17 protein-coding genes and 2 tRNA genes are annotated in these 24,447 nt (G+C 56.9%); 6 read left to right on the top strand and 13 right to left on the bottom strand.

Annotation, left to right across the window (positions count from 1 at the left end):
- Positions 1-156 precede the first annotated feature (156 nt).
- Positions 157-2,268: a TonB-dependent siderophore receptor gene (locus JAB6_RS14070; RefSeq protein WP_070303326.1), complete on the bottom strand. Its 2,112-nt coding sequence runs from the start codon at positions 2,266-2,268 to the stop codon at positions 157-159.
- A 288-nt stretch (positions 2,269-2,556) separates the two neighbouring features.
- On the opposite strand from JAB6_RS14070, the gene JAB6_RS14065 reads away from it, so the two are divergent.
- Positions 2,557-3,003, top strand: a complete 447-nt coding sequence (locus tag JAB6_RS14065) for a response regulator (RefSeq protein WP_081368151.1) — start codon at positions 2,557-2,559, stop codon at positions 3,001-3,003.
- Positions 3,004-3,012: 9 nt separating this feature from the next.
- Here JAB6_RS14065 and JAB6_RS14060 read toward each other — a convergent pair whose 3' ends face one another.
- The 5 genes from JAB6_RS14060 to JAB6_RS14040 form a co-directional block, all read right to left on the bottom strand.
- A complete protein-coding gene (locus tag JAB6_RS14060; RefSeq protein ID WP_070303325.1) occupies positions 3,013-4,371 on the bottom strand; it encodes a family 43 glycosylhydrolase in 1,359 nt (452 codons plus the stop codon).
- Between the two features lie 181 nt (positions 4,372-4,552).
- Positions 4,553-4,628: transfer RNA gene (locus JAB6_RS14055), tRNA-His, on the bottom strand.
- A 133-nt stretch (positions 4,629-4,761) separates the two neighbouring features.
- On the bottom strand, positions 4,762-5,607 hold the full coding sequence (gene murI / locus JAB6_RS14050) for a glutamate racemase (protein WP_070303324.1): 846 nt from the start codon (positions 5,605-5,607) through the stop codon (positions 4,762-4,764).
- A 65-nt stretch (positions 5,608-5,672) separates the two neighbouring features.
- On the bottom strand, positions 5,673-7,214 hold the full coding sequence (locus JAB6_RS14045; RefSeq protein ID WP_070303323.1) for a fumarate hydratase: 1,542 nt from the start codon (positions 7,212-7,214) through the stop codon (positions 5,673-5,675).
- A gap of 71 nt (positions 7,215-7,285) precedes the next feature.
- Positions 7,286-7,903 (bottom strand): YqhA family protein, encoded by a 618-nt coding sequence (locus JAB6_RS14040; RefSeq protein WP_070303322.1) that lies wholly within the window; start codon positions 7,901-7,903, stop codon positions 7,286-7,288.
- 307 nt (positions 7,904-8,210) lie between these two features.
- On the opposite strand from JAB6_RS14040, the gene acs reads away from it, so the two are divergent.
- The 5 genes from acs to JAB6_RS14015 all read left to right on the top strand — a co-directional run bounded on the left by acs (position 8,211) and on the right by JAB6_RS14015 (position 14,372).
- Positions 8,211-10,217 carry an acetate--CoA ligase gene (gene acs, locus JAB6_RS14035; RefSeq protein ID WP_070303321.1) on the top strand — a complete coding sequence of 669 codons (2,007 nt, stop codon included), beginning with the start codon at positions 8,211-8,213 and terminating at the stop codon, positions 10,215-10,217.
- Between the two features lie 203 nt (positions 10,218-10,420).
- Positions 10,421-10,511: transfer RNA gene (locus JAB6_RS14030), tRNA-Ser, on the top strand.
- Positions 10,512-10,742: 231 nt separating this feature from the next.
- Positions 10,743-12,053: an integrase arm-type DNA-binding domain-containing protein gene (locus tag JAB6_RS14025; RefSeq protein ID WP_070303320.1), complete on the top strand. Its 1,311-nt coding sequence runs from the start codon at positions 10,743-10,745 to the stop codon at positions 12,051-12,053.
- 1,115 nt (positions 12,054-13,168) lie between these two features.
- Positions 13,169-14,035 (top strand): phage integrase N-terminal domain-containing protein, encoded by an 867-nt coding sequence (locus JAB6_RS14020; RefSeq protein WP_070303319.1) that lies wholly within the window; start codon positions 13,169-13,171, stop codon positions 14,033-14,035.
- A gap of 136 nt (positions 14,036-14,171) precedes the next feature.
- Complete coding sequence (locus tag JAB6_RS14015; RefSeq protein WP_070291173.1) at positions 14,172-14,372, top strand: AlpA family transcriptional regulator; 201 nt, start codon at positions 14,172-14,174, stop codon at positions 14,370-14,372.
- Between the two features lie 490 nt (positions 14,373-14,862).
- Here the strand turns inward: JAB6_RS14015 and JAB6_RS29700 are convergent, their stop codons facing one another.
- The 7 genes from JAB6_RS29700 to JAB6_RS28445 all read right to left on the bottom strand — a co-directional run bounded on the left by JAB6_RS29700 (position 14,863) and on the right by JAB6_RS28445 (position 24,047).
- Entirely contained in the window at positions 14,863-15,252 is a 390-nt protein-coding gene (locus tag JAB6_RS29700; protein WP_254671630.1) for a DUF6527 family protein, read from the bottom strand.
- Positions 15,253-15,329: 77 nt separating this feature from the next.
- Positions 15,330-16,511 (bottom strand): ThiF family adenylyltransferase, encoded by a 1,182-nt coding sequence (locus JAB6_RS14005; RefSeq protein WP_070303317.1) that lies wholly within the window; start codon positions 16,509-16,511, stop codon positions 15,330-15,332.
- Positions 16,486-17,235, bottom strand: coding sequence for a multiubiquitin domain-containing protein (locus tag JAB6_RS14000; RefSeq protein WP_070303316.1), 750 nt, complete (start codon positions 17,233-17,235; stop codon positions 16,486-16,488). Before JAB6_RS14000 ends, JAB6_RS14005 begins: the two co-directional genes overlap by 26 nt.
- Before the next feature lie 84 nt (positions 17,236-17,319).
- Positions 17,320-20,706, bottom strand: coding sequence for a UvrD-helicase domain-containing protein (locus JAB6_RS13995; RefSeq protein ID WP_070303315.1), 3,387 nt, complete (start codon positions 20,704-20,706; stop codon positions 17,320-17,322).
- Positions 20,707-20,708: 2 nt separating this feature from the next.
- On the bottom strand, positions 20,709-21,275 hold the full coding sequence (locus JAB6_RS13990) for a hypothetical protein (protein ID WP_070303314.1): 567 nt from the start codon (positions 21,273-21,275) through the stop codon (positions 20,709-20,711).
- Positions 21,272-22,051, bottom strand: coding sequence for an RNA polymerase sigma factor (locus JAB6_RS13985; RefSeq protein ID WP_070303313.1), 780 nt, complete (start codon positions 22,049-22,051; stop codon positions 21,272-21,274). Before JAB6_RS13985 ends, JAB6_RS13990 begins: the two co-directional genes overlap by 4 nt.
- A 553-nt stretch (positions 22,052-22,604) precedes the next feature.
- The gene (locus JAB6_RS28445) at positions 22,605-24,047 is read right to left on the bottom strand and encodes a restriction endonuclease (protein ID WP_083292719.1); all 1,443 of its coding nucleotides are present in this window, start codon (positions 24,045-24,047) and stop codon (positions 22,605-22,607) included.
- Between the last annotated feature and the right edge of the window lie 400 nt (positions 24,048-24,447).

Here is a 24,447-nt window from a genome sequence, read left to right as displayed (position 1 = left end):
TTGATACCCCGCTATTGTAGCGCTAGTTTAATTCTTTTGGGCAACATTCCTTGATGTAATGCACCCATTTTTTTCATGAAAAATGCCGCCGGGCCATGTGGCCGGGCGGCATTTGTACGTCTGCTGCGCTGCGACGGGCTCAGCTGCGCACGGGCATCAGAAGGTCAGGCGGCCTTGCAGGTAAACCATGCGCGGCGCGCCCACCAGCTTGCCCAGATTGCCGTCCGAGGTGCGCGTGAAGTAGCGCTTGTCGGCGAGGTTGTTGACGCCGGCAACCAGCTCCAGGCCACTCTGGCCCGGTACTTTCCATTTCACTTGCGTGTTCCAGGTACGGAAGCCGGGAATCACGCCCACGCTGCCGGCCGCGTTTTCCGCCACGGTGTTGGCTTCGTCGGCGAACTGGCGGCTCTGGTGGCTGCTCGACAGGTCGAAGCCCCAGGCGCCCAGCTGGTAGTGGGCGCCGATGGTGTCCGTGGTACGCGAATAGAAGGGCACGTCGTTGCCCGCGTTCACGCCATCCTGCAGGGTAGCCTTGGTATAGGTGTAGGTGGCGTAGGCATTCAAGCCAGCCAGCGGGCCGGACTTGTCGAAGTGGTAGTCGACGGCCGATTCCAGGCCCCGGTGGTGCGTGGCGCCCACGTTGTAGAAGACGACGTTCTCGCCGCTGCCGATGGACTGGATCTGGTTGTCGAACTTGATGTTGAACAAGGTTGCTTCGGCCGACAGCTGGCCGCTCTTCCAGCGCGCGCCCAGCTCGGCCGTTTTCGCCAGCTCCGGCTGCAACGGGTTCTTGTTCGATTGCGCATTGAGCTGCGTATTTTGCACGGCGCCAAACGAGCTGTTGTAGTTGCCGAACAGGGTCACGTTGTTGTTGAGCAAGTAGGCCACGTTCAGCGAGGGCAGGGCCTTGTTATTGAGCAGATCGATCTTCTGGTCAGTCGGCAAGTGGTTGAAGCGTTCCGTCTTGATGTGCTCGTAGCGCACGCCCGGCGTGATGCGCCACGCGTCGATGGCGATCTTGTCGTCGATATACACGGCTTGCGCATCGGTCGAGTTGTCGGCGAAGCGCGTCGGCTTTTGTTGCACGCCGGTGGCGATGACGACGTTGTAGATGCTTTCGTCAGCCCGCTCGGCCAGGTAGCGGTAGCCGACGGTGACGTCCTGCGATACCTTGCCGGTCGTAAAGCGCTGCGTGTAGCGCGGCTCGATGGCCGTCGTTTCATAGTTGCGCGGCTGACGGCCCAGGCCGGTGCGGTTCGCATTGATCAGGGTACTTTCGCGCGAGCTCTTGTTGTAATAGGCGCGCACCTCGAATTCCTGCGTGTTCGACATGGCATTCAGGTAGCCGATGTCGAAGGCCTTGCGCTCGCCGCTCCAGAAGTCGGTCGGGCGCGTGTTCTGGAACGGGTCGGCTTTGTATTGCGCGGCGGTCAGGCCGCCCGGCGTGCGCGACGTCACGTCGTAATAGGACAGTTTGCCGTACACCTCGGCGCTTGGGCTCAGGTCGTAGCGGAATTTCAGGGCGAAGTCGTTGACCTTTTCATCGCTGCCCACGCGCCAGTCGCTGCCGCGAATGCCCGAATACAGCACGGCCAGTCCCAGGCCGCTGTCGAGCTGGGTGCCGGCAAAGACGCTGGCCTGCGTGTTGTGGCCCACTTCGCTGTACGAGTTGTAGCGCACGGTGGCGTCGCCCGTGATGCCTGGCGTGGTGGGCACACGGCGCGTCTTGAAGTTGATGATGCCGCCCACGTTTTGCGGGCCGAAGCGCACGGCGCCGCCGCCGCGCACCACGTCGACCGTCTCGACATTGGCCAGGCTGACGGGCGCGAAAGACAGTTGCGGCTGGCCATACGGCGCCACCGACATCGGGATGCCGTCCAGCAAGACTGTGCTACGCGGCGAATAGCGCCCGGCCAGGCCGCGCACGCCGATATTCAGGGAGATGGCGCTGCCGGCGCTGCCCGAGTTGTCGCTGATCTGCACACCGGGAATGCGGCGCATTACGTCGCTGAGGCTGGTTGCGCCCGAGTTCTCGATGTCGTCCTTTTGCACCACGGTGCGGGCGCCCGCGAAATTCTTCGTGCTGGCGGCCATGCTGGTGCCCAGCAGGTTGCTGCTGACCTGGATCGATTCCAGGATGGGGCCGGCGTTATCGGCCGTATTGGCTTGCTGTGCCTGCGCGGCGATGGGCGCGTTCAGGCAAGCGAGGGCGATGGCCAGCGCGCACGGGCGCAGCGAAAAGGGCAGTGTGGAAAATGTGGCGGCCATGCATGGATCTCCGTAGTGACAATGTTTGCGCGGGCAATCGGGCGGCGCGACAACATCGTGGCGTGGACATCCGGCGCAAGGGGATAAGAATGATAATGATTCTCATTTTATCCGTCAATTGCGAATGTTGCGTAGTGGCTATATGCCTGCCTGTGTGATGGGGAAGTGTTGCTGGCGCGGTACGGTGGGCGGTTTGGATTGCCGCTTGGCACCATTGCTCGGGTGCGGAGGCATTGCGGGCGCTTCTTGTATACTCCCGCTTTTGCAGCCGTCAGACGTGAACGTACAATGAGCCAGACAACTGAAACGACACCAGGCATTTCCTCCGTGGAGCGCCGCCAGGGCGACCAGCCGGCAAGTGCTGCGCGCAAATTGAATCTGCTTGTGGTCGACGACAACCAGGAAGTGGGCGAATCGCTGGCCATGCTGCTCGAAGCGCTGGGCCACCATGCGGTGGTAGTACGCAACTGGCAGATGGCCGTCGAGCAAGTCAAGCTGTGCGTGCCCGACGCCGTCTACCTCGACATCGAAATGCCCGGCATCAGCGGCATCGAAATCGGCCGCCGCCTGCACCACAATCCCGAGACGGCCAACGCCGTGCTGATCGCCGTCACCGGCCACAGCCTGCCCATGTACATGGACGACGCGCTGGCCGTCGGCTTCCGCCACTTCCTCGTCAAACCCGTGCGCCTGGAAGACCTGGCGACGACGGTGCAGTCGGTGCTGGCGGGGTAGTTCGCTGACCTACGGCCGGCTCAGCGACCACTGCTGATTGTTTGCATTGGTCAGATTCCACTGGATGATCTGCGCGTTTTCCGCCGTGCTCAGATTTAAGACGTCCAGGGTCAGGTTGCTGTAGCGGTTGCTGATCGTCTGGTAGCCGGCAGCGGGGCTGGCGAAGCGCCATTGCTGGCCCAGTCCGCCCCAGTAGCTCCATTGCGCGATATTCGTGCCGGCCGTGGTCGAGTTGTTGTAGTCGTCCAGACCCAGCAGGCTGTTCGCATTGATCAGGCTGTAGTAGCCATCGCCGTGTCCCACCACATACCATTGCTGGTGTTTTGCTCCCGTATACGTTTGCTGCTGCACCAGTGCGCCATTCGCCGTGCCGGCGCCCGCCACGGCCAGCGCCTTGCCGCTCAGGCGCGAGCGCAGTACCGTGGGACCATCCGAGATGCCGCCGCAGCTGGCGATGGAGAAATTGCGCGTCAGGCTGGGCCAGCCGCCCTCATACGTCATCTTTAAAATATCGAGCTTGGCCGCGCCATTGTCGTTGACGTCGTAGTAGTGGATCGACGTGTAGTTGCAGCCATCCTGCTTGAGTACGCCGATATGGCCCGGGCCCTTGTACTTGCCGTCGAGGTTGGGCAGCACCGTGCGCGTGCCGCTGTACGGCCCCGTCACGCTGCTGGCGCGCTGCACTTCCACGTAATACGTGCTGGCGGCGCCCTGGCAGCATTTGCCGCGGTTGGCGAACAGATAGTAATACTCGCCATCGCGCGTGATGTAGGGCGCTTCGATATCCTTGCCGCCGCCACCGAGGATGGTCGTCACGTTGCCGCTCGTCTTGCCCGTGGTCTGGTTGATTTCCGTCACGCCGATGCCGCCGAAAAACGAGCCATACGACATGTAGACCTTGCCGTCATAATCGCGGAACAGGGCCGGGTCGATGGCATTGATTTCCGCGCCGCCCCCATACGATTGCACGACGATGCCCAAGTCCGTCCAGCTGGGATTTTTCAGCGAGGCGGAACGGGCCACGCCGATGGCCGACACGGACGTGCCGAAGGTGGAGACCGAGTAATACAGATAATAGTAGCCGTTCATGTGGATCACGTCCGGCGCCCAGTACGAGCCGCTGAAGTTGGGGATTTTATTGGCGATCCAGGCCGGCGGCGTACTGAACACGGGCGCGGGGCCGGCTGACCATTTCAGCAGGTCCGTCGAGGTGGAATACCAGATGCCGTCGCCCGTCGTGAAATTGAAATACGTGTCGCCGTCGCGCGTGAGAGTGCCGGGGTCGTGCGCGTTGGGCACGCCCGTCAGGTTGATCGCTTGCGCATGGGCGCAGAACATCAGGCACAGTGCTGCCAGGATTTGCTTCATCGTTGTCTCCGTACTGTTTTTATGGGGCGGTCCAGGCCGCACCCCAGAGTAGGGCGATGGTCAAATTTGCACTAATGAATTTTTTACAGGAAGCGATACCGGGGCGGGTATCGCTGAAGAAATAAAAGCGGCGCTGGAATAGAAAAAGCCCGGTTCGAAAACCGGGCTCTTCTTTATTCTGTGGGGTGGCTGATGGGGCTCGAACCCACGACAACAGGAATCACAATCCTGGACTCTACCAACTGAGCTACAGCCACCACTGTCTTACTTACCTGTTTAGCTGTTTTGCTGAACAGGTGCCGAATTATACAAAGAACTCGGCAAAGTGGCAAATCTAAATGCAGTCTTTTTTAAAGAATCGAAAGATTGCATGAAAACGTCTGTTTTCCCTCATACGGACAGGTGTTCGACGGGCGGTTGCAAGTCCAGCAAACCGGCGAAGGCTTGCGCCAGGGCTTCGACCTTGGCCGTCGTGTAGCCCTGCAGCTGTGGCGCGTCGTTGCTGGTACGGCGCAGGTTGGCAGCGTCGAGCAAGCGGGCCAGCTGGCGCGCCACGGCTTCCCCGGTGTCGACCAGGGTAATCTGTTCTTGCGTATGTGCGCGTACCGTACGTGCGATGGCGTCCTGCACGAAAGGGTAATGGGTGCAGCCGAGCACGAGGGTATCGACGCCTTGCGCCAACAGGGGCGCGATATAGCGGTCGAGCATGGCGCTGGTGGCGTCGAGCGGGTCGCTGCCCATCGCGGACTGTTCGATGCGTTCGACCAGGCCGACGCAGGGCTGCAAGATGAACGTGGCGCCCGTCGCGTTGCTCACCTGTTCGCGCAAGGCCAGCAGCTTGTCGCCGCGCAAGGTGCGCTCGGTGGCCAGCACGCCGATCTTGCCGTTGCGGCTGATGGCGGCTGCCGGTTTCAGGCCAGGTTCGACGCCGACGATGGGCAGGTCCGGGTAGCGCGCGCGCAGCGCCTTGATGGCGGCAATAGTGGCCGTGTTGCAGGCGACGACCAGTGCTTTCGCGCCCTGCAGCAGCAGGTAGCTGGCCACTGCCAGTGAACGGTCGATCACTTGCTGCTCCGTCTTGTCGCCATACGGCGCATGGCCGGAATCGGCAAAGTAAATCAGGTCTTCCTGCGGCAGCTGCGCGCGGATATGGCGCAGCACCGACAGGCCGCCCACGCCGGAGTCAAAAATGCCGATGGGCGCGTCAGGGTGGGCATTGCTTGCAATAGAAGTCATGGGAAACCGGAGTAGATAAAAAAACGCCGCGCTGATTGCTGCGCGGCGTTAATGGTAGAGCTTGTTTAAGCAACCGTCACGGGAATCTTGCTCACGCTATTGAGTTGCTCGATCTTCGCCTGCCATTCCTTCGGCCCCGTGTTGTGTACCGAGGTGCCTTTCGCGTCCACGGCCACCGTGACCGGCATGTCGACCACGTCGAATTCGTAGATCGCTTCCATGCCCATGTCGGCAAAGCCCAGCACCTTGGCGTGCTTGATGGCTTTCGACACCAGGTAGGCGGCGCCGCCCACGGCCATCAGATAGGCCGACTGGTGCTTCTGGATCGATTCGATGGCGATGGGGCCACGCTCGGCCTTGCCGATCATGGCGATCAGGCCCGTTTTTTCCAGCATCATGTCGGTGAATTTGTCCATGCGCGTGGCGGTCGTCGGACCGGCCGGGCCGACGGCTTCGTCGCGTACCGGGTCGACCGGGCCGACGTAGTAGATCACGCGGTTCTTGAAGTCGACCGGCAATTCTTCGCCCTTGGCCAGCATGTCCTGGATGCGCTTGTGCGCGGCGTCGCGGCCCGTCAGCATCTTGCCGTTCAGCAGCAAGGTCTGGCCCGGCGTCCACGAAGCGACTTCTTCTTTCGTCAGGGTGTTCAGGTCGACGCGCTTGGACTTTTCCGTGTCCGGCGTCCAGTGCACTTCCGGCCACGACGACAGCGATGGCGGCGTCATGTAGGCAGGACCCGAGCCGTCCAGCACGAAGTGGCCGTGGCGCGTGGCGGCGCAGTTCGGGATCATGGCGACGGGCTTCGACGCGGCGTGCGTCGGGTGCATCATGATTTTCACGTCGAGCACGGTCGTCAAGCCGCCCAGGCCCTGCGCGCCGATGCCCAGCGAGTTGATCTTGTCGCACAGCTCGATACGCAGTTCTTCCAGCTTGTTCTGTGGGCCGCGTTGTTTCAGCTCAAACATGTCGATGTCTTCCATCAACACTTCTTTTGCCATCAGCATGGCTTTTTCGGCCGTGCCGCCGATGCCGATGCCCAGCATGCCAGGCGGGCACCAGCCGGCGCCCATGGTCGGCACGGTCTTCATGACCCAGTCCACCAGCGAGTCGGACGGGTTCATCATGATCATCTTGGATTTGTTTTCCGAGCCGCCGCCCTTGGCAGCCACTTTCACGTCGACGGTATTGCCTTCGACCAGTTCCATGTGCACGACGGCTGGCGTGTTGTCCTTGGTGTTCTTGCGGTCGAAATGCGGGTCGGCCACGATGGAGGCGCGCAGCTTGTTGTCGTCGAAGTTGTACGCGCGGCGCACGCCTTCGTTGACGGCGTCGGTGACGGTGCCGGAGAAGCCTTCGAAGCGCACGCCCATGCCGATTTTCAGGAAGACGTTGACGATACCTGTGTCCTGGCAAATAGGACGCTTGCCTTCCGCGCACATGCGCGAGTTGGTCAGGATTTGCGCGATCGCATCTTTTGCCGCCGGGCTTTGCTCGGCCGCGTAGGCGCGCGCCAGGTGCTCGATGTAATCAGCAGGGTGGTAGTAGCTAATGTACTGCAACGCTGCGGCGACGGATTCGATCAGGTCTTCTTGCTTTATGACAGTCATGGTGTTCTCGCGGTGGATAAGAAGGGTAGGACTTTGATGCTGTTTGCTAATCAGTATAGGAGCGCAGGAACTTAGTGGGGCGCCCTGGCTTGGTTCTGGGTCACCGTCATGATGCGGTCCGTGTAGGCAATCGCCATCGCCGACAGGATGAAGACCATGTGGATCACCGTTTGCGCGATGATCACTTCGATCTTGTACGAGTTGGCGTTGATAAAGGTCTTCAGCAGGTGGATGGACGAGATGCCGATGATGGCCATCGCCAATTTCGTCTTCAGCACGGAAGCATTGACGTGCGACAACCATTCCGGCTGGTCTGGGTGGTCATCGAGGTGCATGCGCGAAACGAAGGTTTCGTAGCCGCCGATAATGACCATGATCAGCAGGTTCGAAATCATCACCACATCGATCAGGCCTAATACCACCAGCATGATGGTCGCTTCGTTGAGCTTGGTCGGCAGGGTGCCGCCCGGTACGGCAACGGCCGTCAGGACATGCTGCAGGGCCGCATCATTGCCGAACACGGCGCCGATCAGGTCGGATAATTCCACCCAGAAATGAAATACATACACGCATTGTGCGAGGATCAGGCCCAGGTACAGCGGCAACTGCAGCCAGCGCGACATGAAGATGAAGGCGGACAGCGGATGCAGCTTGGTATGCTTGGTAGTCGGTGGTAGGTGGTCGATCATGTGGGGTTTCCTGGGGGAGTAAATACCAATTTTTGGCATGCCCGACATTTTACACTTGCTGTTGATTACTGCGCATGGCCTTGCTTCTGATTATTAGGTTTGATGAAACACAAAGTGGTATTGAACCTTCGGTGCACCGCGCATTTTCCCAGCGAAAATACTGTACGGCGTCCCCTTGACTCCTATTGCTGAAGGCGCTTATGGTTAGCCTTGATAGGGGTAAACGCTGCATAAACGCGACATGTAAGGCGTCCGTAAGACATGGGGCCTATCGTGTTAGCAAACAATTACTACACTGGAGACAAGCATGAGCGCTACAGAGAACCAAGGGCAGGGCACACAGCAGCAGGGACCAGAAGAGTCACGCGTATTTGACCCGTCGGCAGCATTTGCCGCACAGGCAACGATTTCCGGCATGGACGCTTACCGCGCCATGGTGGCCGAGGCCGAACGCGACTACGAAGGCTTCTGGGCCAAACTGGCGCGCGAGAACCTGAGCTGGAAAAAGCCGTTCACCCGCACCCTGAACGAAGACAACGCCCCATTCTACAAATGGTTCGAAGACGGCCAGTTGAACGTGTCGTACAACTGCCTGGACCGCAACATCGAAAATGGCCTGGGCGACAAGACGGCCATCATCTTCGAAGCGGACGACGGCACCGTCACCAAGGCAAGCTATAAAGAACTGCACGAAAAAGTCTGCAAGTTCGCCAACGGCCTGAAATCCAAGGGTATCGCCAAGGGCGACCGCGTCATCATCTATATGTCGATGTCCGTCGAAGGCGTGGCCGCCATGCAAGCGTGCGCGCGCATCGGCGCCACCCACTCCGTCGTCTTCGGCGGCTTCTCGGCCAAATCCTTGCAGGAACGCATCATCGACGCAGGCGCCGTGGCCGTCATCACGGGCGATGAGCAATTGCGCGGCGGCAAGAAGCTGCCATTGAAATCCATCGTCGACGAAGCGCTGGCGCTGGGCGGCTGCGACTGCGTCAAAAACGTCATTGTGTATAAGCGCACGGGCAGCGACCTGCCGATGGTGGCCGGCCGCGACACGTGGTTGCACGAGCTGGTCGAAGGCCAGAGCGCGCAATGCGAACCGGAATGGGTCGATGCCGAGCATCCATTGTTTATTCTCTACACTTCCGGTTCGACGGGCACGCCGAAGGGCGTGCAGCATTCGAGCGGCGGCTACCTGCTGTGGGCCGCGCTGACGATGAAGTGGAGCTTCGACATCAAGCCCGACGACGTGTTTTGGTGCACGGCCGACATCGGCTGGGTGACGGGCCACAGCTACATCGCGTATGGCCCGATGGCCGTGGGCGCCACGCAAGTGGTGTTCGAAGGCATCCCGACCTACCCGAACGCGGGCCGTTTCTGGGAAACCATCAAAAAACACAACGTCAGCATTTTCTACACAGCCCCCACGGCCATCCGTTCGCTGATCAAGGCGGCCGACGTGGACCCGAAAGTCCATCCAGGCAACTACGACCTGACGAGCTTGCGCCTGCTGGGCACGGTCGGCGAACCGATCAATCCGGAAGCGTGGATGTGGTACTACAAAAACATCGGCGGCGAGAAATGCCCGATCGTCGATACCTTCTGGCAAACGGAAACGGGCGGCCACATGATCACCCCGCTGCCTGGCGCGACGCCGATGGTCCCCGGTTCCTGCACCCTGCCATTGCCCGGCATCATGGCCGCCATCGTCGACGAAGCGGGCCAGGATGTGCCGAACGGCCAGGGCGGCATTCTGGTCGTGAAGCGCCCATGGCCATCGATGATCCGCACGATCTGGAACAACCCGGAGCGTTTCAAGTCCAGCTATTTCCCGGAAGAGCTGGGCGGCAAGATGTACCTGGCAGGCGACGGCGCCATCCGCAACAAGGACACCGGCTACTTCACGATCACGGGCCGCATCGATGACGTCTTGAACGTGTCGGGCCACCGCATGGGCACGATGGAAATCGAATCGGCCCTGGTCGCCAACCCGCTGGTGGCCGAAGCCGCCGTGGTGGGCCGTCCGGACGACACGACAGGCGAATCGATCTGCGCCTTCGTGGTGCTCAAGCAAGCGCGCCCGACCGGCGAGGAAGCCAAGAAGCTGGCCCTGGAGCTGCGCAACTGGGTCGGCAAGGAAATTGGCCCGATCGCGAAACCGAAGGAAATCCGTTTCGGCGACAACCTGCCCAAAACCCGCTCCGGCAAAATCATGCGCCGCCTGCTGCGCGTGCTGGCCAAGGGCGAGACGATTACGCAGGATGTGTCGACCCTGGAAAACCCGGCCATCTTGGATCAGTTGAAGGAAGCGTCCTGATGTTGCTTGGGTAGCCAAAACCCAAACCAACATCCGGGGTCGGACCCGCCGGGTCCGACCCCAGCCTTTACTAGGTTACTGTAGAAGCGCAACTTTTACCCCACGGTAAATAACTTTGGCAGTCCGTAGATTCTTTGCTATAATCTGCGGCTTCGCGACAAGCGAGAAATAGTACGCAATGTAAGTAAGACACATTGCCTGCAGGAGAGGTGGATGAGTGGTTGAAGTCGCACGCCTGGAAAGCGTGTATAGGTTCATAGCCTATCGGGGGTTCGAATCCCCCTCTCTCCGCCACGGATAGTAATTAAGTAAGATCAGGACGTCTCAGGAAGTCCCTCAAAAACCGCTTAGAGCCTTGATTCTAAGCGGTTTTTTCGTTTCTGGACGTTGCACAGCGTCCCAAGACATCAACCTCAAGTAGGCGCAAGTTTGGGGGCACCTCGCACTCAGCCATTGCCGCTTGCCCCAAAAATTCAAAAAAACGACTATATTGATCTTTACAGCATGCCGCGCAGGAGGTTTGCCATGCCAAAGATCATTGCTCCGCTGACAGATATACTCATCCGCAACGCCAAGCCACGCGAGCGGCCATACAAAATGTTCGATGGTGACGGCATGTACCTCGTCGTCGCGCCAACCGGTTCCCGCATCTGGCGTTTCAAGTTCCGGCAGGCCAACGGCAAAGAGAATACGCTGACGTTCGGCCCTTACCCGGAAATTACCTTGCAGGATGCACGAGAAAAGCGTCTGGCGACACGCCGCCTGCTGCTGCAAGGAATCGACCCCGCCAAGCATCGAGACGACGCCAAACGCCTGGCAAAGGATAAGGCGTCCAACACGTTCGAAAAAATCGCGCGCGAGTGGCACGGCAACAAAGTGCCAACGTGGAGCGAACGCACAGCCAAGAACACCATCCAGCGCCTGCAAGCGGACATCTTTCCAGCCATCGGCCGCATGCCGATCGATGAGATAAAGCACCGCGATTTGATTGCCGCACTGCGCAAGATCGAGGAGCGCGGCGCAAGCGAGGTCGCCCATCGCCAGAGAGCGGTATGTGCGTCAATTTTCAGCTACGCGATTCAGTGCGGATTCACAGAGCGCAATCTGGTCACCGATATGAAGGATGTGCTGAAGACCGTCCGCGCCGGACACTTCGCCGCCATCAACGCCGACGAGCTACCGCAGTTCCTGGCCATTCTGGACCGCAACGAAGCACGTATGTTCGCGCCGACCCGCATTGCGCTGCGGCTGATGCTGCTGTGCTTTGTGCGTACCAGCGAGTTGATTGAAACGCCCTGGAGTGAAATTGACCTGGAGCGCGGCGAGTGGATCATTCCATGGCAGCGCATGAAGCGCGGCAAGCTGACCGTCAATCCGGATATGACCAACCATCACGTATGCCTGTCGCGCCAGGCGCTGGAGCTGCTGCGCGAACTGCACGCGATCACGGGCCGCAGCAAGTACCTGTTCCCGAATCAGCGCGACCACGAAAAGCCGATCAGCAATAACACGATACTGGTGGCGCTTGGACGCATGGGATACAAGGGCAAGATGACCGGCCATGGCTTCCGGGCGCTGGCCATGAGCACCATCAAGGAGCGCCTGGGCTACCGGCATGAAGTCGTGGACCGCCAGCTGGCACATGCGCCGAAGGACAAGGTGGCCAGTGCCTATGACCGGGCGCAGTTCCTGGCGGAACGGCGCAAGATGATGCAGGATTGGGCCGACTACATCGATGCCGTCAGCGGCAAGGGAGCGCCGCCGCAGACGCCAAGATTAACGCTGGTGAGCGGCGAATCCAGCCGGGATGGCGGAACAGGAGGGCACCATGTCTAAGTATGTACTGCGCCTCACGGATGCGCTTATCAAGCAAGCTGCTCCCGAGGACAAATTATATTGACTAGCTATCGGAGTCTTTGTCCGGGCTGTAACGGTGCCGGTCAATGCCCGTAGCACCGGCCCATCCCGCGCCGGTCGCAATTCTGCGTACTACGAAAAGCGCACTTGACGAAACGAACCACTTGCAAACGTCGATATCAGGCATAGAATGAAGCTCTCTTATGTGGGAATCGCTCCCACGAGGGCATGCTTCGAGCATGTCCCTATGCTTAGCGGCATAGGCGTTGCGGTCGTTACCCGCCACCATGATACATAGCAGTTTCTGCTAGATATATCGCCGGGCCATGCAGAAGCATGCACATCTCGGCACGATAAAGCGCTGCCTTCAGCGCCTACATATCCCACAGTCCGCAAGACGGATTGCCTGGATGATTGCGTCCGATGGGCGCTTCCTCAAACAGGAGCAAGACTCCTGCCTCGATTGGTTCGCATGCCCCGCGAGGTAGCGCACCGTATGAAGCACAGCATGGCTTTGCCGCAAGCCGCACCGTCAGCAGAAATGCCAGCGATGCGATGCCATCGCGGCTGCCGCCAGCGCATGTGCTTCAGAGTCGCCAGTATCGTCACCGCGAGTGCGATGCTGGCATGTATGCCGTCACATGCCATGGCTGCGTGCGCGCGTCGTTACTGGCGGCGTGCTGCCAGTGACGACGCGCCGCCGACGGCATAGGTCCAGGCGGCAAGCGGAATTCCACCGCGTGATGTTGTTCAGTGATGGGGCCAGGCGCCCCGCATCGCAGGCAAGCCCTGCGATGTCCTTTGCCCGCTACGGGCTGATTAATAGAAGTCGATCCGTGCACGATGTGCACTCCATGGACCCTGGGTGATTGGTCCCCGCTGCGGCAGCTTCCTCCGGGAGCGCGCAGCGGTGCCACACGCGCATGCGGCGCGGGCAGGCAGTAACAGCAACCGCATACACGGGAGTGGTGTCCCGAGGCCCTTGATTCAACCTTTTCTGCCGAGGCAGTGAGGGTGGCCAGAAACACTTACCTGACAGGATTACACCACGCGGCATCGATGTGAAAACCAATGATCGGAAGGATGACTTTGCCATGCGCGACTTGAACTACCAGCTCAAGCAATTGTGTCACCGCAACCGGGATGGCAGTTTTGCGACGCAGGCCGACCGCGAGCGCCTATTAAACCTGTGCGCCAACGACCTGGCGGAACGGGGCTTCCAGCATATGAGCGTAGACAGTCTAAAGCCAAAGCATGTGGCGGCGCTGCTCGACAAGTGGAAGCAGGATGGCGTCAGTACCGGGACGATCAAGAATCGCATGAGCGCCTTGCGCTGGTGGGCCGAGAAGATCGGTAAGGAAAACATCATTGCGCGCACCAACGGCGAATACGGCATCGCGGAGCGGGTGTTTGTCACCAATATCTCCAAGGCGAAGGTGCTGGACCCCGACACGCTGGCCCGCGTGAACGATCCGTATACACGTATGTCCTTGCAGTTGCAGGCGGCGTTCGGACTGAGGCGGGAAGAGAGTATCAAGATCAAGCCGGGATGGGCCGATGGCGGGAACATCCTGAGGCTTCAGGATAGCTGGACCAAGGGCGGCAAATACCGGGAGGTGCCGATTGCCACCATGCAGCAGCGCGCCGTGCTGGAAGCGGCTAAGGCGCTAGCGGGCAAAGGCAGCTTGATTCCGGCGCAGTTGCGGTATCGGGACCAGTTGAACCGCTTTCGGGCGCAGTGCGACAAGGCTGGCATTCATGGTGTGCATGGGCTACGCCATGAGTACGCGCAGCGGCGCTATGACGAGCTGACTGGCCGATCTTGTCCAGCTTGTGGCGGGGCGACGTCCAGACAGCTGGATGCTTCACAAAAACTCGCAGATCACGCTGCACGGATGAAGATTTCGGTGGAGATGGGGCATGGACGTGAGCAGGTCACTTCCATCTATCTGGGCAGATGACCGCCCACTTGTATCAGGGGCGCAGCGCATGGAATAGACGAGATGCAGAAGGGGCAGCCCTGGCGCTGCCGGAATGATCGCGGAGAGTCGGCATGACTCTCCATTGTTTGCTGTTCATCAATCGAAGGAGAATCTTATGACCACGACCAAAAAATTCCTCCGCTTGCCTGCTGTAATCGAGGCCACCGGCTGGTCCCGCGCCACAATCTGGCGCAAGGTGAAGGCAGGCATCTTGCCAGCACCAATTCCCATCGGCCCCAAGTCCATCGCCTGGGACGCAGAGGAGATCGCTCAATGGCAACAGCGCTGTATTGACGCTAGGCGGGGAGTTGCTTGAGTGGGAGTTAATAGTGGCTGGATTAGAAGCGCCCCACCTCGTAAAACGTCACGGGGTGGGCCTACCGGCCCTCCCCGAATCGTCCAACTGCTACCGCTGCGCGGCAGCACCGCGCGTTCGTGGTTCTAATTAGGTATCTACTGAGTATGCTTTTACGGCGTCCAATGCATCAGTCTGTGTCCGAATGGCGGACCTGACCCTGGCGGTGCAAGCCATTGACGACGCCTTTGTGTTCAAGGTCGTTGAGAAGTTACAAGAGGAGCACGAGGCATGGATCCATCTTTTCAATAATCGTATTCGAGCAATGCGTGTCCAACAAGGCATTCACTCCGATGGGCCACCTCCCGTAGCCCCGCAGGTTAAATTGGGCGTTCGACCTTAGGCTGAGCGGCAACAATGGGGCGGAAGCCGCCAGCGTAGAACTTTGCCGGCGTGGGGCTCTATAGAGCCCTCCTTCTCCGGTGACTTTCAAGCAGCCCCCGCCATTGGGTCAACCGTTCCGCCATAACTTAAAGCGCGACCAGATGCTTTCTGACGGTCGAGCCTTTTTCTGACTAACTGCACTAGAGACGTCTCCCTCCGCAATAACGACGGTGCCGGATTTATCGTCATTAAGCTGACCGTAATGCCGAGCTTTAGCCTTTTTATCTCGACGACGTTCCGCTTCTATCTGAGCGGTCGACCAAACCCCGGCCTCAAGCACGTTATTCCGCTGGATCACGTAATGTGACCGGCACTTCTGGTTCCAGTTGCCCACTGAGGGATGGAGTGAAATGGATTCTCCATCGAAAGTCATGCGCCAGTCAGTCGGAGTAAATGGCGTCACAACCCGGTCGCCGCAACCGCAGCAGCACGAGTGCACTGCGGTTGCGTAGTCCATCGAGACGTAAAGCACACCAGCTTCTAGCTCGCGCGGACAGTTTCGGACAAAACAATGCGCAAGCGTCTGATGGCGGATCACGACTGATCTCCGTTGAGCAACATGCTCCCGTCGGTCGTGTACGTGCTGTGATGCTCGTTTTCTAAGTCGCGATAGAAGCCGCGGAGCTTCTTCCACTTCACGACCGCCAAACAAGCGTTTAGGGCGTTCAGGTCCGCCACCTGGATATTGGAGGCATATATGTCTTGACCGCCGCCGCCCGCGAAGGAGATACGTCCGGAGTGGATATGATCGCGCTTCGATGGTGTGCTCGTTGTCACCCGCAAGATGCCACCGAGGCTGCCGTTAGAAAGCTCCAGCCCCATCCCAACGTCGATGAATGCAACGCCGAGCGCCTCCAGCTTAGCGACCACTGCGCGTTTCTCTTCGCCTGCGTCCATGCTGATGAATGCAAATGTGATGCCGTCAAGCAGTCCCAGCGTGTCGGCGCTCATCTTCACGGGATGCGCTACGATGCCTCGATGCATACGTTCGTAGATGCCCTTCAGGTATTGCACCTTCTTCGGGGCGTCTCGCAACTGATCCAGCGATGGCGCCCCCGGGGCGCGGAATGCATTGTGCGACAGGAAATCGTCATCATCGAACAGCCGAATCTCCTTCACTGGCGTCTTCGCAACCAAGTCAAGGATGTAGCCACCCGTGCCACCAGTGCCCAAAATTCCCAACACCTCATTATCCAGCTTGCTGGCAAGCGCCCCCAGACCGACTCGACTCGACGCGGTATCAAGATAGTTGAAAACGCTGTGTTCGTCTTCCTCATCGGTGCCACGGATCAACCGCGGGCTGATGCCGGGCTGCAGGACGGCCGCCGGGCCGGCCAATATGGTTGCGTAGGTGGACATCTTGGCGTAGTAGTCCGGGTAGCCATCCTGGTTAGGCTTGCTGGAGAAGCTGTGGCGCGCTGTGAGCCCATGACCAAGGTCGGTGTTTGGCGATTGGTGAGAAATCGCTGGCAAGAGCGTCCCGTCCGCGTTGCACGGGAATTCACCATCCCAATGGATCACATGCGTTTCTGGCTTGCGCGTCTGGTCGCCAGCCAAGTCGAGTGTGGAAACTAGCGTACCAGTTCGCACTCGACGCTGGGAATCCACATAAGGTACCTCCCGCATTACCAAGAGGCTGCCTTCGATGCGGACGAAGTATCCCTCAGCTCGCAGGCGTGCCAGGTCGGGGTTACGATTGAACAGTTCGTGTGACATTGAAGATACTCCCATGCTTTTTCACTTCAACAGACCCGCCTTCGCCGAGCTCACCGGCGTGGGGGAGTGAGGCCGCATTGCGGTACGTCATAGAGAACTTGACGTTGGTTTCCGGCGGCGCGTCGGGATGCGACAGCTTCACGACCTGTTCGAAGGTAACGTGTTTGTCCGGCACCGTCTCCTCGACAGCGTTGACCAGAATGACATAGCCCTTGGTCGGCCGTGGAGCTACGATGAACCGTTCAATACCTGGTGCATCGAGATTGATCCGGTCGTTCGGCTCAATGAGACGATCCTCACCGCCCCGGACCTCCAGGAAGATGGCTTCTTCTGGTGCCGGGTCAGCGAGGTCGTACAGAACGCTGCCCAGTAACTCCGCCCGGCCCCAAGCCATCTGGCGGTCGTTCAGGGCGAATTTGAAATCGCGGTCGGATTTGAACGCGATGAAGCGCTCGGCACCTTTCCCGCGCAGGTCCACCGTTTCGTCGAGCCGGATGTCTTCGAAGTCGCCGGATGCCAACAGCGCGAACAGCAGGTAGTCGTTGCGACGGTCGAGGCCGGCGCAATCGAGAATCTGCCGTCCCGTCGGGACCGGGTCCGGCAGGTCGATGTGGCGGAAGGTAAGGTCATCCAGCGCGAAGCGGATGCGGTAAGTGGCTGCCTCCCGTAGAGGGCGATCCTCACGGATCGCGTCGCCAACGTCGTCAAAGTCAGGATGTTTCATGGGGTTCCTTAAGGTTGATGTGGTGAGATTTTTCTCGCCTACATCCCTTTAATCGAACCCACCGGCCTCAACCGGTAAATTTTTTCAGAAATTTTTGGAGAGTGTGCCTGAGGGTACCCCGCCACACACAAAGAACGCCGGGCAGCTCGGGCAAGTAGTGTCCGATGGATTTGTCTTGAATTCACCATCCCGAATACCGCGGAAGATATCGCCCAGCTTTCCTTGCCGGTTGCTTAACTCTTTGGGGGAGAGTGTTAGTGGCTTCGATTCGGAATCCGCTAGATACACCAGCTCGACGTGTGCATCGGGGAAGGCAGCACGGGTTGCCAGCAAGAACGCAGCGGCCCCCACATCCTTTCCGTCTTTGCTGGGCGCATGTCCAGTCTTCACCCGGCGTAAGGTACGAATACCATTTCGTACTAGAATTTCATCCGGTCTGACCTCCACCTCAAAGTCGTCGAACGAAATATGCAGCGCCGTTGGCGCTTCGACCTGCGCGCCGGCTCTCGAATCCAAAAAATACTGGAGCATCGTGGTCGCCATCGCCCGATAGTCATCCACGTAACCATGGTCATGCAGGCCATGGGCGACAAAAGCTTTAGAAAGCAAATCATCCAGTTCACCAGCTGGTGCGCTACCCTGCGCCACGACTGCGCGGTAAACTTCACGGATTGCCTCATGCATCTGCATGAAGGAACTCATCCGGCGACGGCCACCTACCTGAAGCAGATGGGTATAAAGAAAACGTCGAGCGCATGACTCGTAAAGTGCCACTGCATCAGAGCTGAAGCGTGGTGTGCCAGAGAGTGCAACAGCGATGGACACATCGTCAGGAGCAGGAGGCATCACCGTAATTGGCGTTACCGCTCGCTCCATGACAGTTCCGATGCGATCCAGGAACGGCGATAGCGGCCTAGACCGGCCATTCGCTGCTGCAGTTGCAACATAAAACGCTAAGTGGTTCCTTGCGCGCGACATCGCGACATAGAAAAGGCACTCCTGCTCTTCATTGTGCGCCGCACGGCCAATCTCCTCAGCACTTCCTTGCCCACCAACTACAAGGCCCGCCGGCGGAGGGCACTTCGATGACCTGAACGATCCCGGGATCGAGTCTTGATTTACGCCTGCAATGTGCACTGCTTGAAACTCCAGCCCCTTTGACCCGTGGATCGTCATCAGGCGCACAGCGTCGATACCTTGGGCTGCAGCAGGAAGTTGCCTCAGGTCCCTATCATCCCGCAAACGCAAGAGCCTTCTGATGCGGTCCGAAAGCCGTTGAATCGGAAGTCCTTGTCCGTTCGGCTGAACGCGGACAAAGTTCATAAACTGCCATATTGCGATACCCTGAGCCTGCTCGGACACCCTGGTCGACGCAGCAATTCGAGCTGCTATCCTCGTCCGGTCTAAAAGAAGGGTCGTCAGAACGGCCCAGGGCTGTGATGTTGCGCCGAATCCGGCAAAGGCTGATTGGAGGGTAGAAAGTGCGACCTTTCCTGCGGCAGACACTTCATCTGGCGCGCCAACCTGCCAAGCCCCAGCCTCAGCATTGTTTTCACGCAAATACTCAAAGACGCGGACCACGTCCTCCAAGCCTATCGCAAACTCTGGCAAGCAAGCGGCTCGGATCAGGCCCATGGCACGTCGGTCAATGAGGAGTGTAAGCAACGCTACAAGGTCCTTCACTTCTGGGCGCTCAAAAAGGCTTCCCAAGAAGAGTACCGGAATACCGGCGCGCTCCAGGTCGCGTCCGATATCAGACAGCCGGTCATTTCCGCGGCACAGAACTGCTTGGTCGCGATACCGATATCCCTTGGCACGCAGCTCTTCAATGTGATCTGAGATAGCAGATGTCAGCAGTGGTGTGCTGCCCACCTTGATAACCTCGGGAAGCTCGTCGCTTGGCCCCCTATCCGCTTCAAGAGCGTGCTCACCGTTGGCAGCGGACATATCCGTCGCAAAGGTACAAAAGGCATCGACCACTTCCGAAGTGGACCGGTAGTTGACTTCCAGGCTGTCGCGTATCGCGCCAGGAAAATCCTCCCGCCCAAAGCGGGATATGTTGAACGACGAAGCTCCGCGGAACCTGTAGATAGATTGTTTGGCGTCCCCAACCACCCACAGATTCGCACCGGTAGGCTTCAAAGCCGTGAGGAGCCGCACGCTGCTGCGATTTACGTCTTGATACTCATCAACCAGGATGTGGTCATAGGCGCCCTGAAGCTGGGCTCTAACTCCTTCATCCGTTTCCAGTAACAGCACCGGGCGCATGACTAAGTCACCGAAATCAACACATTGCGCGGCTGCTTTCAGCTCCTCATAACGCGCGTAGACCTTAGCAACCTCTGCTACCTTTTCAGCGGCAAGCACATCGCTTTCGTCTGACGCTGTAGCGCGCATCAAGGATGCCAGCGCCTGATAACCCGCGACATCAACGACTTCATCCTTTGCTCGCGACACAGCAGTCAAGATTTCAGCAACGATCTGCGATGGGTCGTAGAGATTCCTGTAGTGGATTAGGCCGAGCCGCGGGAACTCGTTCTCAAGGAGCTCTACCGCTTCGGTTCGGTCCATAAGTCGGGGATCGGCCGGCAGGCCACACCGGTCATTGAATCTACGCAGGATGTCCAGACCAAAACTATGGAAGGTGCCGATGCAGAGTGCTGCCGCTTCCGTTGGCCGCTTCAACGCGATGCGCTCGGCCATCTCAATCACGGCCTTATTCGAAAACGTCAGGAGAAGGATGCGCCTTGGGTCGACGCCCTCGTCCAGGAGACTTTCAACTCGGGCCACCAGCGTACGTGTTTTCCCAGTTCCGGGACCGGCCTGCAGAAGAAACGCTTTGCCGCGATGGCCCGCTGCCTCTTTTTGCTTATCATTTAGCGGAATCTCAATAGGTACCGCAGCAACATCGTTAGGAACAGGTGGAAGCAGAAGCGCATCAAGCATCTGCTGTGCGACGACTTCGAACGGTGCCCCTAGTCGGCCGGCAATCCCGGAACAGGTCTGACCTTGCCCGACGTGAAGCTCGATCACAAAAGGTCTCGGTAAAAGGAGCTCTCTGGCGAAGAGGTCCATTTGTACCTCCCGTCGTTGTCGTCGGCTGTAGTCTGCAACCCGGTCCATCCCCACCGGACTCGCCTCTGATATTCGAGTCGGATCAATTTGTACAGCAGTCCCGTCATCGTCGTCGCCATCTCCTAGCTCCGCATGACCTATTTCGTGCGCCACCAGAAAGGCCTGTTCGAAAGGGCTTCCTACATTCTCGTGAACGATGAGAGGAATCTCAGCATCAAAGCCTGCGTGTGTACCATCCAGGAGAGAAGCACCGGGGATACATGGCTCCACGGTAATCCCAAGGGCGTTCGCGATACCGACCACGAATTCATAAGGCGTCCACGGGTCGCCACCACGCTCAACCGCTTGATCATGCAACCGTTTGGCGTGTTGTCGCGCGAGCTCTACAGCGTCCATGGCTACTCGTCGTTAAGAAACTTCGACAAGGCATCTTCGTCATACCCAGCCTCTCTTAGAATTCTTTCCAACGATACCTTTTCAGCTGCCACCGGCTTGGTGCTCGACTTGCTTGCGCGAAGTTGAGATTTCTGCGGCGGCAAGGCCATATGAGCGAGAAGAACATCTACTGGTGCATCTAGTGCCTGAGCTAGTTTCGCGAGAGCTCGTGATGATACGGTTGACGCCTCGATCCTGCGTTCGCGAAGAGCTAGACCAACTTGAATCGGTAATCCCAACTTTTTGACCGCATCAGTGAACGTCTTTGCTGGCGCTGCCTGCAAAGCTTGCAAAGATATCCAAGCCTTCTGGAGTCTGCTCATTCCAGCGTCCACAGCAGCAAGATCATCAGTACTCAACGGAGTGTCGTCATCGAACTCTCGAGACAACTCTCTGGCAAGGTCCACCAACTGAAGTGAATACTCGGGGTACCGCGAAAGATATCGCTGAAGTACCCCCGCTCCTGGCTCGAAGTCCATAGCAAATTCGTTTAAGATGTCTTCTCGTGTGTGAGTTGAATGTTCAGTCATCGAAACTTCCCCTTACGTTCCAGGTACATCCGCAAGGAAGCGAACGCCTTGTCGCGATGCGTGCGGATGGTCTTCTCGGTTTTACCCAACACTTTGCTGATAGAGTCGACCAAAGGATTCTTTGACTCGATGGGAATTTCTTGGCGCCACATTTCGACAATCCTCCGTTGTAACTCTGGTAGACTGTCAATCGCATCATCGAGCATCAGCCGGTAATCTTTTTTATCAAGTTCGTCGGCGTCAAAGGGATCGTAGTTTCCTGCCGCAGCTTCCACCCGCTCCGAGACCTCCTCTTCATCCGAACCCAGCACCTCACTCCGGTTCTCATGTGTCCAATGCCGAGTGCTAGCGTCAAGCCGAGCCATCGCTATCGCATGGTAAAAGTTTACCTCATAGTAATCCAAACGGTCGTCGTACTCTGCACGGTCGCTCAACAATAGATCGACGAAGCGGTGAAACACATCGTCCCGAATGTTCATTTTGGTGAGGGATTCCGTCTTGCCCCCAGCATTGGAGGCCGGCGGTAAGCGGCGACGCACGCGCTTAAGCAATTGGCCAGTTATGTTGTCACGATGAACACCAGACGGCAAATTGCGGACTAAGTACACCAAGGCTTCCGGCGAAATGAACTCTGGAACTGTGCTTGGCCAAAGAGCCGCGCGACGTTCCAGTTCGGCGTCGCCGATGTTTGCGATCTCGCGAATCTCGGCTTCCACGACTTCGCGCCTGTAATAGAGCGAGCCATGCAGCCGGGCCTTCCTGAGGGTACGTACCACAGCTATTGCTCCAAGTGTCGCCCTTTTCAGAGCATGACTATTAATGAAAGGGTTTCCAGGTCTCTCAGTATGCGTCTAAGCGAGGTTTCCTGAAACGGTTATTTTCTATGGGGAAATATAACAGAAAAAATATCCAATTTGCAACAACAATATGGAATAAAACAAGAATCACGACCCGACGTTGCGAAGAACCAATCCTCGTTTGAATGAACAAGAAGTGTTAACATTAAATTTCGCATCTCATCCATAGCCATCATCACTTTTTATCAAAAAATCATTTCCATCTACTCTCATTAATCACAAGCAGGAAAACGCATAAATTCCAACTATCCAATCTAATAATTCCTACTACAGCAAACTTAAAAAAAACTTCCCCAAGCTTGGCATCAGTGGTCGGTCGCTTCCAACGTGAAAGCATGAATCCGAAAATTTATGCATGGGTAAACTTGTGGACGTGGTGCACTCTATGTTGGCACGATGGACACAACTAGCGAACAACGGCGTCTTAAGGATTCCGCCTCGATGTAGCCCGTCGTTTTTCTTTTCCAAGAACCTATTCTCCACTAATTGTAGGATTGCAAGTCGATTTAAATAATTTAATGCCTTTTATTCCTATTTCCATGAATTTATTTAACTCTTCCCTTGCGATAAATCTATTGGGAGATAAGGTGGGGTTTGCAGAAATTGTCAACTCAAAAAGGTATTCGTCTTCATCAAATTCGACAGCGCTACCAGAGCCATCATCGGGTACGCAAACATAAACCCGCGTCAGCCTGTAAGTACACTTATATCCTTGCGGAAAGTATGTTATTAATCTCAGAAATTCCTTTACGTCACTGACTTCGAACATGAACCAACAGGAGAAAAATCTGTCTTCCTCAATCTCTAGCTCGCCTATTAATTCAGCCCAATCACGTCTCATATGGAATTTATCCAAATCTTCCACACAAGAATTTACTGAGCGCATAACCCTTAGGCAATCTACATCAGCAAGCTGAGAAACGAAATTATTAAACACCGAAACTCTTTCATTTTCGAGCTTTTGTTTTAAATTTTCATTGGACGTATATGCTTCCTCCGTAGCTTTCCATCCAAGCTCCCGACTAGAACCATTCAGATAAGACTGCATGTTCGACATATAGTAACCATAGTGATCAGGGTCGTAGTGATCACTGAATTGTGAATATTGTTGAAGCTTTACGTCAAATGAATAGACTTGACCATCCTCCAGCGCCCAACCATCCCCCAGCGCGTGCTTAATCTCTGCAGAACTCTGTGTTGGCGATTCGTTATTTGGATACATATAGTCTAAGTACCACGTATAGTTTCCATTTTTATCGTCGAAATAAACGGACCTTACTCTTATGAAATGCTTTTTGGGGAATTCTATTGCTTCGATAGAAGAAACTCGACGCACTATACTTTCAAAATGATATTCATGGTGGGAACCGACCCGATTTGATAAGTGGAAGTAATATCCCTTGTAGTTAACCACCCAATGATTTGGTCGCTCAGTTGCATAAACTTTCCAAGTTGTAGACTCTGCAGATATTGGGAAGAACCGCTGAGCAACGTGCCAAAGATTCGCGCAAGAAAGTGCCCGCTCAATAAAGACGTAATCCCAATAGATGGCAACTATTTCATTTTTAGGATTCTTTGTAATTGCCTCTAGTCGATTAACCACGCTAGACGAAGGTTGGGTCGAGCACACCAAAATAAAACCCGTAGCCTCGTGCTGCACACAGGAGTCAACAATATCATCTAAGTCATCGATGCCCACGGATTTTCCGCTGTGTGCATTATGTTTACATTGGATCAACCAGCGTTTTTTATCAGGCGCAAAAAAGCTGTCCCGTTCCTCAATGCAAATAAGATCTCGGCCACCGTCCGGTCCGACACCGCTCCAGTACACGCTAAATCCTTTAGAAAATAGTAGCTCTCGAATTAATAGCTCAAAGTCTTTTCCGTCTTTATTTAATTCTTTAAAATCAAGCATATGTATAATATTTTAGATGGGATGAAAGGAATCCAAGATATTCTGAATATAGCACAGGGAAAGATGTAGATGTCGTCGATGATCTATCTGATTTTGGATTTACAGCTCCTATGCTAGGCGCTTGGGTCACGTGACCTGTCTTGAGGCTTGCATCTCCATGTTTTACAATGCCCGCTATGGGAGGGAGCCGCAATTAGCTTCGTAAAATCTCGCTAAGAAGGACGGGGAAGACAAGTGGTTATTGGGCACAAGTTTCGTTGAGCAAGATTGTGGAATCCTACCGTTTCCATTTTGCATTTTGCATTTTGTCGGCACTTTTGTCGGTATTTTTTTATGCTCATATACAATACGCATTGAACCTAAAGGCCGTATGCGAAATTCGATTCCGGCAAGCGTTCAA

It is taken from the genome of Janthinobacterium sp. HH104, assembly GCF_001758715.1.
GTDB lineage: Bacteria > Pseudomonadota > Gammaproteobacteria > Burkholderiales > Burkholderiaceae_D > Janthinobacterium > Janthinobacterium aestuarii.
The sequence above is the reverse complement of the archived record's forward strand: the minus strand, read 5'-3'. Positions and strand labels throughout refer to the sequence as shown.